The organism is Nostoc sp. XA010 (assembly GCF_020829625.1).
Taxonomy (GTDB): Bacteria; Cyanobacteriota; Cyanobacteriia; order Cyanobacteriales; family Nostocaceae; genus Nostoc.
The window spans coordinates 2,054-11,212 of the sequence record NZ_JAIVFX010000073.1; the positions used below are offsets into that span (position 1 = coordinate 2,054).

Annotated in this window: 10 protein-coding genes, 18 tRNA genes and 1 pseudogene; 4 read left to right on the top strand and 25 right to left on the bottom strand. The window is 44.7% G+C overall.

The window, feature by feature from the left end:
• On the bottom strand, nt 1–317 hold a 317-nt coding region (locus LC608_RS37115), incomplete at its 3' end, for a calcium-binding protein (RefSeq protein WP_374108490.1).
• Between the two features lie 388 nt (nt 318–705).
• Here LC608_RS37115 and LC608_RS34630 point away from each other — a divergent pair.
• Together LC608_RS34630 and LC608_RS34635 are read left to right on the top strand one after the other, a co-directional pair.
• Nucleotides 706–1,350: an AAA family ATPase gene (locus tag LC608_RS34630; protein WP_229557878.1), complete on the top strand. Its 645-nt coding sequence runs from the start codon at nt 706–708 to the stop codon at nt 1,348–1,350.
• Nucleotides 1,347–1,757, top strand: a complete 411-nt coding sequence (locus LC608_RS34635; RefSeq protein ID WP_229557879.1) for a CopG family transcriptional regulator — start codon at nt 1,347–1,349, stop codon at nt 1,755–1,757. Before LC608_RS34630 ends, LC608_RS34635 begins: the two co-directional genes overlap by 4 nt.
• A 253-nt stretch (nt 1,758–2,010) precedes the next feature.
• On the opposite strand, the gene LC608_RS37120 is transcribed toward LC608_RS34635, so the two are convergent.
• The 22 genes and pseudogenes from LC608_RS37120 to LC608_RS34740 all read right to left on the bottom strand — a co-directional run bounded on the left by LC608_RS37120 (nt 2,011) and on the right by LC608_RS34740 (nt 6,800).
• Nucleotides 2,011–2,145, bottom strand: coding sequence for a hypothetical protein (locus tag LC608_RS37120; RefSeq protein WP_267871324.1), 135 nt, complete (start codon nt 2,143–2,145; stop codon nt 2,011–2,013).
• 9 nt (nt 2,146–2,154) lie between these two features.
• Entirely contained in the window at nt 2,155–2,739 is a 585-nt protein-coding gene (locus LC608_RS34640) for a hypothetical protein (RefSeq protein WP_229557880.1), read from the bottom strand.
• Nucleotides 2,740–3,080: 341 nt separating this feature from the next.
• Nucleotides 3,081–3,163, bottom strand: a tRNA-Ser gene (locus LC608_RS34645).
• Nucleotides 3,164–3,250: 87 nt separating this feature from the next.
• A tRNA-Ala gene (locus tag LC608_RS34650) sits at nt 3,251–3,324 on the bottom strand.
• 3 nt (nt 3,325–3,327) lie between these two features.
• Nucleotides 3,328–3,403, bottom strand: a tRNA-Arg gene (locus LC608_RS34655).
• A gap of 6 nt (nt 3,404–3,409) precedes the next feature.
• Nucleotides 3,410–3,485, bottom strand: a tRNA-Val gene (locus LC608_RS34660).
• 5 nt (nt 3,486–3,490) lie between these two features.
• Nucleotides 3,491–3,561: transfer RNA gene (locus LC608_RS34665), tRNA-Gly, on the bottom strand.
• A 5-nt stretch (nt 3,562–3,566) separates the two neighbouring features.
• A tRNA-Thr gene (locus LC608_RS34670) sits at nt 3,567–3,639 on the bottom strand.
• Nucleotides 3,640–3,812: 173 nt separating this feature from the next.
• Nucleotides 3,813–3,890, bottom strand: a tRNA-Leu gene (locus tag LC608_RS34675).
• A gap of 9 nt (nt 3,891–3,899) precedes the next feature.
• Nucleotides 3,900–3,973: transfer RNA gene (locus tag LC608_RS34680), tRNA-Gln, on the bottom strand.
• 8 nt (nt 3,974–3,981) lie between these two features.
• Nucleotides 3,982–4,058, bottom strand: a tRNA-Gln gene (locus LC608_RS34685).
• A gap of 10 nt (nt 4,059–4,068) precedes the next feature.
• Nucleotides 4,069–4,143, bottom strand: a tRNA-Asn gene (locus tag LC608_RS34690).
• 9 nt (nt 4,144–4,152) lie between these two features.
• Nucleotides 4,153–4,250: transfer RNA gene (locus LC608_RS34695), tRNA-OTHER, on the bottom strand.
• Between the two features lie 6 nt (nt 4,251–4,256).
• Nucleotides 4,257–4,330: transfer RNA gene (locus LC608_RS34700), tRNA-Arg, on the bottom strand.
• 6 nt (nt 4,331–4,336) lie between these two features.
• Nucleotides 4,337–4,424: transfer RNA gene (locus LC608_RS34705), tRNA-Ser, on the bottom strand.
• Between the two features lie 4 nt (nt 4,425–4,428).
• Nucleotides 4,429–4,532 (bottom strand) — tRNA-Tyr (locus LC608_RS34710).
• A 249-nt stretch (nt 4,533–4,781) separates the two neighbouring features.
• Nucleotides 4,782–4,852, bottom strand: a tRNA-Trp gene (locus LC608_RS34715).
• Between the two features lie 3 nt (nt 4,853–4,855).
• Nucleotides 4,856–4,930 (bottom strand) — tRNA-Ile (locus tag LC608_RS34720).
• 5 nt (nt 4,931–4,935) lie between these two features.
• Nucleotides 4,936–5,010: transfer RNA gene (locus LC608_RS34725), tRNA-Cys, on the bottom strand.
• An 85-nt stretch (nt 5,011–5,095) separates the two neighbouring features.
• Nucleotides 5,096–5,171, bottom strand: a tRNA-Asp gene (locus LC608_RS34730).
• 202 nt (nt 5,172–5,373) lie between these two features.
• Nucleotides 5,374–5,900 (bottom strand): annotated as a pseudogene (locus LC608_RS34735) (HNH endonuclease).
• A 606-nt stretch (nt 5,901–6,506) separates the two neighbouring features.
• The gene (locus LC608_RS34740; RefSeq protein WP_229557881.1) at nt 6,507–6,800 is read right to left on the bottom strand and encodes a hypothetical protein; all 294 of its coding nucleotides are present in this window, start codon (nt 6,798–6,800) and stop codon (nt 6,507–6,509) included.
• Between the two features lie 199 nt (nt 6,801–6,999).
• On the opposite strand from LC608_RS34740, the gene LC608_RS34745 reads away from it, so the two are divergent.
• A complete protein-coding gene (locus LC608_RS34745; protein ID WP_190730342.1) occupies nt 7,000–7,461 on the top strand; it encodes a hypothetical protein in 462 nt (153 codons plus the stop codon).
• Nucleotides 7,458–7,847 carry a hypothetical protein gene (locus LC608_RS34750; protein WP_229557882.1) on the top strand — a complete coding sequence of 130 codons (390 nt, stop codon included), beginning with the start codon at nt 7,458–7,460 and terminating at the stop codon, nt 7,845–7,847. Before LC608_RS34745 ends, LC608_RS34750 begins: the two co-directional genes overlap by 4 nt.
• Before the next feature lie 40 nt (nt 7,848–7,887).
• Here the strand turns inward: LC608_RS34750 and LC608_RS34755 are convergent, their stop codons facing one another.
• Complete coding sequence (locus LC608_RS34755; RefSeq protein WP_229557883.1) at nt 7,888–8,094, bottom strand: hypothetical protein; 207 nt, start codon at nt 8,092–8,094, stop codon at nt 7,888–7,890.
• A gap of 520 nt (nt 8,095–8,614) precedes the next feature.
• A complete protein-coding gene (locus tag LC608_RS34760) occupies nt 8,615–8,773 on the bottom strand; it encodes a hypothetical protein (protein WP_229557884.1) in 159 nt (52 codons plus the stop codon).
• Nucleotides 8,774–9,159: the final 386 nt, after the last annotated feature.

Sequence of the window (9,159 nt, forward strand, 5' to 3'; positions counted from 1 at the left end):
ATGACGTTGTTATTGCTATTTCCTGTACCGTCAATATTGTCAGAGCCAGTCAAATTCAGGTTTTCTAGACCAAATCCCAGGGTGAAGCTCACAGAGGAATTGACTGTATCTACACCAGCCAGGACATCATTAAAGTTTTCTGTAACTAGATCACCTACATTATCGACGGTGTAAGTGTCGTTACCATCACCACCTATGAGGGTATCTGCACCTAACCCGCCATTGAGGGTATCATCCCCATTCAAACCAGAGATGGTATCATTTTCAGAGGTACCGACGAGATTGTCGTTGTTGGACGTTCCAAGTATATTAGCCACAGATTCTACTCCTACAATTAGTTCGTTGAGAAGTTTTTCACTACCCCGTCAACACTACTTGCAACTTCAAATCTCGATTAACAAAACAACGCTTAAATAAGAGGTTAGGTTTTAGGCATTTGAAGTTGCAAGTAGTGTTGACGGGGTACTGCTCTTCCCTGTTTTTGTATATCCAGTGAATTTACCCACAATTACGCATCTGGTAACATTTATTCATAATGTATGAAGCTATACATCCAAAAAGCCCTGATATTTGATCAGCATGGCTACGTGCCTGGGAGAAAGTCAATAATTTTTGTCTTGGTTATATTCTCAATCTGTAAAAATCCTTCAATACACGCTTTCAAGTTATACTTACTGCATCAATTAAGTAATGCAGTAATGCAGTATGACAGTAATTGCGCTTGTCAATCAAAAAGGGGGCTGCTCAAAATCTACGTCTGCCGTCCATGTAGCGTGCTGGTTATCCCGTAAGGGTCACAAAGTCCATTTGCTAGATGCCGACGCTCAACGTAGCAGCTCGATTTGGCTTAAGTCGATGGAGGATAGTAATATTCCCACAACTGTACTGCAATCACCCGATGAACTCTTAGAGCAAATTCCAGAATTAGCAGCGCAATGCGACTATTTAATAGTAGATGGCCCAGCAGGTTTGTCTGAGGCTAGCAGAGCAATATTATTTAGAGCCGATTTAGCTATAGTTCCCTGTCAACCCACAGGGTTAGATTTGCAATCCGCGAGTGATGCTGTGCGACTCATTAGACAGGCTCAGTCTGTGCGAGGTGGTGCGCCCCAAGCCGCTATATTCATCAGTCGTGCTGTTAAAGGTACAAAATTATTAGGTGAAGCGATCGCACTTCTATCTAAATCCAAAGAGGCAACTGTACTAAAAACTGTGATTCACCAAAAACAAGCGATCGCAGATACTTTTGGTCAAGCTGCCACAATTTGGGATTTACCTGGCCGTCAAGCAGCAGAATCAGCACGGGAATATGAGCGACTGTTTAAAGAAATCCTGGGGATGTTGAAATGAGTACTAAAAAGCGAAAGCCCCTCAATGATGCCCTAGCTCATGAGTTTGTTTATGGTGAATCAGCGCTACGGGAGGGTTTCCCTCCACAGGCGACTGTGAACCCGGAGGGTACTTCCTCAAACCAGGAAACTGCAAACTCAGAGACTCAAAGCGATACTCAGCCAACACTAGAGCAGCAACCTGTATTACCTATATCACCTATATCTACATCCACCCCGCAACCAGCTAAGTTTAATCTCATGTCTGAACTTCAACAACCTTCCAAAGAGCCAACAGTTAGACTAACTGTTGATTTGCCTCAATCAACGCACCGTAAGTTATCTGTGTTGGCAGCCAAGACAAGTAGGAAAAAGGTTGAGATTGTGCGGCTTTTACTGGATGAAGCGCTCAAGGACGTAGAAGAGTAATGCAGTAATTGATGCAGTAATGCAGTATTTAAGTAAATAAGTATTTATGAGGCGATCTGGTTGTAATGACTGTGATCGCCTACTTTTTATGGCTTAATTTGCTGGACTATCAGCGTAGCTAGTGACAAAAGCTATATAGGGAATGTTTTTTAAATTTTAAAGTCACTTTATTTTTGAGTAACTTTATTTAAATTCCCCTCTGCCCCCCTGCCCCCTCCTCCTCTGCAATCCTTACGTCTGCATACTTTTCAGCTTAACTTAGTGCCATTCGGGGCTGTAGTAGCGATCGCTTCTCTAATGAAGTTGCTATTTCACTAACAGGCGATCGCTTTATCTGGCGGATTCCGCCAGATACCTCAATGGATGCGTAGCTTGCCGCCGTAGGCATCGCAGACTTTCAAAGAGGTGAAAAAGCACGAGCGTCTAACGTAACGAAGTCAAAGTTGGTCTGTGCACCATTTGATTTCAAACGGATCTCCAGAAGTTGCCCTGGAGCAATGCTACGGGGACTGACGTAGGTAAGAGTTAACCTCTCAAATTGACCAGGGGTTGGGAGTGGAATATTTGTCTGATTGGCAGAGGCTAGTACAGTGCCACCAGCACGCAACTCAACAATAAACCCTGGAAATGGTGTGAAATCAAGTCTTCGTCCTACGAATACACCCAAGGTATATACCGTATTAGGAGCTAGGGTCGTTGCCAGTGTTTGAAATACAGTTCCACCATTGCTGTAGAGTGTTTGAACTCCGTCAGGTGCAAACCCAAACGATGCAGAAGAAGGGTTGAATATTCCAGGGTTGCCAGTATTAATTACTGACCAACCAGTTACATTTGCAATGTTGAACGATCCATCAGAAACGGTAGGAAATTCAAAACTAGGATTGATAATCGCAATTGGTTCAGCACGAGCTGAAGGCATCTCAATTGTCAAAGTGGCTAATGCTGCCCCGGCAAGAGGGAAAAACCAATTCTTGAATCGCATACGCCTAAAATTTATGTCAAGTTATTTGATGTATGTATTTAACCATATCCACTTAGAATTTAATATGTAGTGGCAAAGCTCAACCAGTAATTATCTATACAATCATTAAAGCAAAATCTTACAAATAGACCATGTAAGTCTATGAATAAGGCGATGCCTACGGCGGTAAATTACGCAGTGCAATACTGGATCGCCTTTCCTCTAAGAAAATTGTTAGTTGAAAGCCTGAGCGATACCTGCGGCGGCCTACGTCTACACAAAAAAATCCACCAGGGAGGTACTGCCCCTCAATAATCTGTGTTATCAGCACAGCGCCTCACTTTTCGGCTTCAGGTGGAAAGCGGAAGATGGAGGAATCGAACCCCTACAGTTGACTGTACCCCGGTTTTCAAGACCGGTTGCCGACCATTTAGCGGCATCTTCCTTGAAGGGGTGTCTGAGGAGGCTTGAACTCCCTAATGACTGGTTCCACAAACAGCGCCGCGACCGCTTTGGCTTCAGACACCATCAGTGGAATCAAGGGGATTTGAACCCCTAACCTCCCGCTTGCAAGGCGGACGCTCTAGCCAATTGAGCTATGACCCCATGTGGCAGGAGTGACAGGATTTGAACCTACATAAAACCGTTTAGAAGACGGTTGCCTTATCCATTAGGCGACACTCCCATAAATTGGTAGCCCCGGCAGGGATTGAACCCGCGACTTCCTCTTTGTAAGAGAGACACTCTACCAACTGAGTTACAGGGCTAAAAGAGCGATCAACGAGATTTGAACTCGTACCGTGAGTTTGGAAGACTCAAATGCTGCCATTACACCACAATCGCATTGAAGCTGGTGACAGGAGTTGAACCTGCAATCTACTGATTACAAGTCAGTTGCTCTGCCAATTGAGCTACACCAGCACTAATTTTGGTGACGGGGGCTGCATAACCTGAACATCAGCAGGTTATGCAGCCCCACGACCCACCGTTGCTCCATCCCCGCATATTCACCAATACCCCTGACTGGATTTGAACCAGCAACTTCCAAATTTTAAGTTTGGCACCTCTTCCACTTGGGTTACAGCAGCATAATTTGGTACTCCTGATGGGATTTGAATCCACACACAGACTGTTTTTGAGACAGCCGCCTCTTCCAATTGGGCTACAGGAGTATACATAGGCTGGGAAGGAAGGAATCGAACCCTCAAACTTCGCATTCAAAGTGCGACGGCTTTGCCTGTTTGCCTACTTCCCATTAAAATTTGGCTGCCGAGGTTGGAGTCGAACCAACATCTCCGTGATTCAGAGTCACAGCGACTTTCCAAGTCGTCCACTCGGCAATAAAGTAAATGGCTGCCCCAGTAGGACTTGAACCTACAACCCCCGCGTTAACAGCGCGTTGCTCTGCCATTGAGCTATAGGGCAATGTGCCAGTCCCCCAGGTCAGTATCGAACTGACGACCTCCTGTTCTTCTCCTATCGGAGACGCTACGCGAACAAACAGGTGCTACTACCAACTGAGCTACCGGGGGATAAGGCGAGAACGGAGAGACTTGAACTCTCAATCTTCAGTTTCGTAATCTGAGATGTTATCCAGTTACACCACGTTCTCATAAGGCGGAGAGAGAGGGAGTTGAACCCACAGTGAGATGATGAATCTCACGACTGTTTAGCAAACAGCTTGCCCTGCCAATAGCAATCTCTCCATAATGGGCCGGGTAGGATTTGTAGCTTGCTTCCCGAAGGGTACCTACGAAGCACATAGGCATCCGTTTTACAGACGGCTTCCTTCAACCGGACTTGGATACCGACCCAAATCAACGTCCACTTTGTAGAAATACATCCACAAAGGATGGAGTGAAGGGGAATCGAACCCCTATCCAGCAAGCGTCCGTTTGTTGGTTTCGTTGCTGTCGATCACCATTCGTCACCCCATGAGGCAGTGCAGACGAGACTCGTTCGCGTAAGCGTTCCCGTTCGCGGAGCGTCCCGGAGGGAAGGGTACCCGCTAATTACACGCTTGAAAGACGTGTCGCTCGACCACTTCGCTTCTGCACCATCAACGCACAGACTAGGACTTGAACCCAGAACAACAGTTTTGGAGACTGTGGTGTTGCCGTTACACCATCTGTGCATTTGGTCGCAGTGGTGGGAGTTGAACCCACATATCCTCGGTTATGAGCCGAGTACCTTGCCGTTAGGTTACACTGCAACGTTTGGAGTCCGAGGTGGGGATTGAACCCACGATGATTAGTTTTGCAGACCAACGCCTTCCCACTTGGCTACTCGGACACACTTGAAAGCCTGGACGGGAGTTGCACCCGCTTCTCCTTGACTGAGAATCAAAGCGACTTGTCTATTTGTCCACAAGGCTACACGGGGATGATGAGATTTGAACTCACGTTCTTTCGCTCGACAGGCGACTGCTTTAAACCGGACTAAGCTACACCCCCACGTTGGATGGCAATTATTTAGTTTTCATGGTTCAGAAGTGTTTGCGCTATGCCTTTTTGAGAGGCTGTAGTGCTTCACTACGTTTATACTACATAATGTATTATAAGATGTCAAGGGCATACTACAAACTTTTTAAAAGAACTGAGAGGGTAGTGTTACGTAATCGAGCTTATTGCCCTCTCTGACTAGGTTTGAAGTAAATTACTCGTTATCACTTAGGCGTTGTGCGTTCCAAAACTGTTCGGCAAATGCAACTGCTGGGTGAATTGGAGCTTTGGGCTTGGTTTTCAGTACCATTCCCGCTTCATGAGGTAAGCGATCGCTTCGCTCTTAGTTGAATTACACTTCTCACACGCAGTTACAACGTTGTCCCAACTGTGCTGCCCACCTTTCGAGCGGGGAATTACATGGTCAAGTGTTAAATGCTTGGTGCTACCGCAGTATTGGCAGGTGTAGCTATCACGTTTTAACACCTCACGCCGATTTACAGGTGGTACTTTCCAGTGGCGTTCGGGATTACCAACAGTCAAGCGAATATGTTCGGGAACTTGTAGTACAACACTGGGTGAGCGGACTTCCCACTGCTTTGTAGTGCCAAAATTCAACGATTCTGCCTGACCTGTGACTAACAGCACGATTGCTCGTTTGATGTTGATACGTGCCAGTGGTAGGTAGTTCTTAGAGAACACCACCACCGAATTTTGTAATATGTGTGGTTGAGCTTGCATACGTTAAATCCACTCCTCAAAAAATAACCCCCGCCTCTGAGATTCAGGAGCGGGGGTCACGTAGTTGATACTTTTTGCCCTATGTTGGTGCTGTAAGACATTTGCACCTCCCGCTTTGGATAAGTTGATCTAGATTCAGCCATCCGGCAAGTACTCCCAAAATACCTTCACTTGCAGATTTATCGCCGTCGAACAGATACATTCCCTCAAACGCAAGCAGCGCGAATACTCTGCCTAAACCCTTGCTGGGTCGGCAATGCATTGCGCTACTAATGGTTGAGGAAAATTGGCGTATCATCGAATTTTGTAGTATTTGTAATCAAGACTAATTTTAATAATACAATTGTAGTATGTATTTGTCTACTACACACTTCTAGGGGATGAGCATCGCAGCACCAATGCCTTGAAGGTGGAGGCTAATTTTGGTTTTTTGCGTACTCAAAAGTGCAAATACTCAAAGAGATTCTTTTTCTTAGAGGAAACTTTGAATTGATGCGATAAATGAGGGACATGAGAGCGATCGCCATGCATCCTCTAAGAAAATTGTTAATTGAGAGTCTGGGCGATCGCTTCCCAATCTGGTCTAAAGTTTTCCCCTTCCATGAACTAGCCCTCATCCCCCGGCTTATACTCTAGCCCTTCACCCTCACCAGGGACTATTTTTTGAGCAGTGTTATTAAGAATTTGCTCCCACATTTCATCAAAGGTAATACCCCGCTTTTTGGCTAGATACTCCACCCGCTCTTTGATTAACTTATCCCGCTCCTGAAGCTTGGCACATAGCAGGGATTGAGCTTGCACAACCTTAGTACGACCGTTTACCCATGCGTCCACAGTCAGCACATCATTGTAATATTCCCCCAAACCGGGGATAGCTAACCTTTCATCCTTTCTGGGCATTTCGTCCTTTCTGGGAAATATCTCTACTGCATCCATATTGCTACCTAAGCGCTGCTATTGTGCCAAATCTGCCCCAGAATTGGCACAAAAAAGGTTTATTCAAATACTCTATCCCGTATTTGGGTCAAATACGGTACAAATTTGCCCATATTTGATAGGATGCAAGAGTACATAAGATATATTTAAATCCAAGTCAAAGATGAATTTTCGTCAAGTTATTGCCATAACAACAAGCCTTGTTCTATCTGGGACTAGTTTATATAAAGGCCCAGTTAACGCGAATCCTGCGGTACTTGCACCCGCCGCTTTTTGTGCAGGCACGGCTGGGGTAGGATGTGTGCTTGTTGGAGTTGCTATTATAGGTGGCACTGTTTACTATGTCTGGCAATCTGGGGACGGAAAGCATTATGCAGCAGATGCAAATGGAGAGATTAACAATTCTGAGAGATTGGTTGGTACAGCGAAGCCTTTGCAGAGTTCAGCTATTTCTGGAATAGAAGCAGCAAAACTAGGAGATGCTCACTGGGCTAATACTGTCACCGACTGTTACAAGATTGGTAAAAAGTTAGGTAAAACACTCAAGAGACATCACATTGCTGTTGGTGGTGGATACTGGTGTATTTTCCCTGGAGAACAAACAAGTTTTGGAGATAACAGATGAACTTGCAAGAATTAGAACAGTTCAATGAGTTAAAAGGTGACACACTCTTGACATCCATCCTGACTTTTCCTAGCTTCAATGCACCAGGATATGAACTTACGGGTGGAATGGAGGTTTGTGTCGGAGTCAATGATGCAATTGCTGAGATTGAGCCGATAGTGTGGACTGCTGGTTACAAAAACAACCCACTGCACGAATGGAAGCTGGTTAGTTACGAGGTGTTTGTACCTCAAAAGATGGTTGTAGTTGCTCCTGACAATATGCAATCATGCGAAACTGCAACATTGCATAATGCTGTCATATTCTGCTATTACAGTCCAATCAAGCCAGAAGTCATTAACCAGTTGATCCAACAAAATCAACCTTGGGTTTTAGACAAGAGTTAAGTGCGAAACATCCGTTACCAGTACGATTGTGGATTACTTATCAATTTCCTGCCTCGGCAAGTGCCTCTAGATGAAACGCAAGATTATTGAGCGCCAGCTGAATTTCGGCACTGTAAGAAATGCTTCTCCATTTTCGGGATGTTGCATTGTCGAGCGCAGTTGTATCCAGGTATCGCGCAAAAACCACTAGTTTTTCGGAGTCTGTTTCGGCTGTTGCCAAATTTTCTAAAAATTCTTGAGGTGTCATAGGTTCCCAAAGAATGCGTAACAGTGTGAGAATTTCATTGATGCTATGAAGATAACTGCTGCACCACAATTAGTCTGTTCAAAATACTCATGTTTCAATGATCTGCCGAATGAAGATTCTAATTTTCTGGAATTCCCAATCTAGGGGGTGTAGTTCTTATTAGAACAACGACTTATAAATAACTTCTATAAATAGCCCTTGGGGAATATAACCCCATCAAAAGCCCAGTCATCCCGACTGGGTTTTTTGGTAATAGAGCGATGCCTACGGCGGGCTGCGCCTACGCCCTTCATCCTCTAAGAAAAATGGTGGAGCGTAGTTTACCGCCGCAGGCATCGCTCAAAACTTACTCGTAGTTGCTCCCGTCTGCGGATATCCCTTAGTCTTTGAGCGCTGGCTTTGTCTGAGGATAGGAAGCATTTTACTCTAAATATTGCAGAGCTTCTAGAATTTTAATGTTTATTTAGCGCTGAGAATTTATGCCAATTCATCTGTTCTACGATTGCTAATCACAAAATTATCACTCATTAGCCAACACAGATTCTAAATCATGGTTTGTTTCTTGCAACAACTCAGCCAGTGATTTTTCATTAACTTTTATGTCTTCTAGCTGGCACATTTGTTGGTTGAGTAGATAAAACACAATCTTGACCATTGATTGTTTATGGGAATTCTCCATACAGGCATCACCGTGCCAAAACGGGAAATTTGTACGCGCTTGCCTGAAACCAAGATGGGGCAAGCTTTTCAAGACGTGATTTCTACCATCATTTTGGTGAAAAAACTATGATTATGCTGCTAGTTTTGATCAAGTTTGAACGAAAAATCCTCGTTTCAGGCACAAGAAATTTTCGATTCGTACTATTTTCCTGGATTGGCACGGTGACGCCTATAACGACCAAGCTTACCGCCGCCCTTCCGGCAGCGACAAAGTGAGGAACGAAAAAGCGTTGAATCTATGGATTTGTTGTTGATAAATGCTGGTAAAGGCTTATAAGGCTTAAGCGCTAAATATTAAGCCATCTTATCAGCTAAACAAAAAGCCTTTCTAACTACATTTAGAAA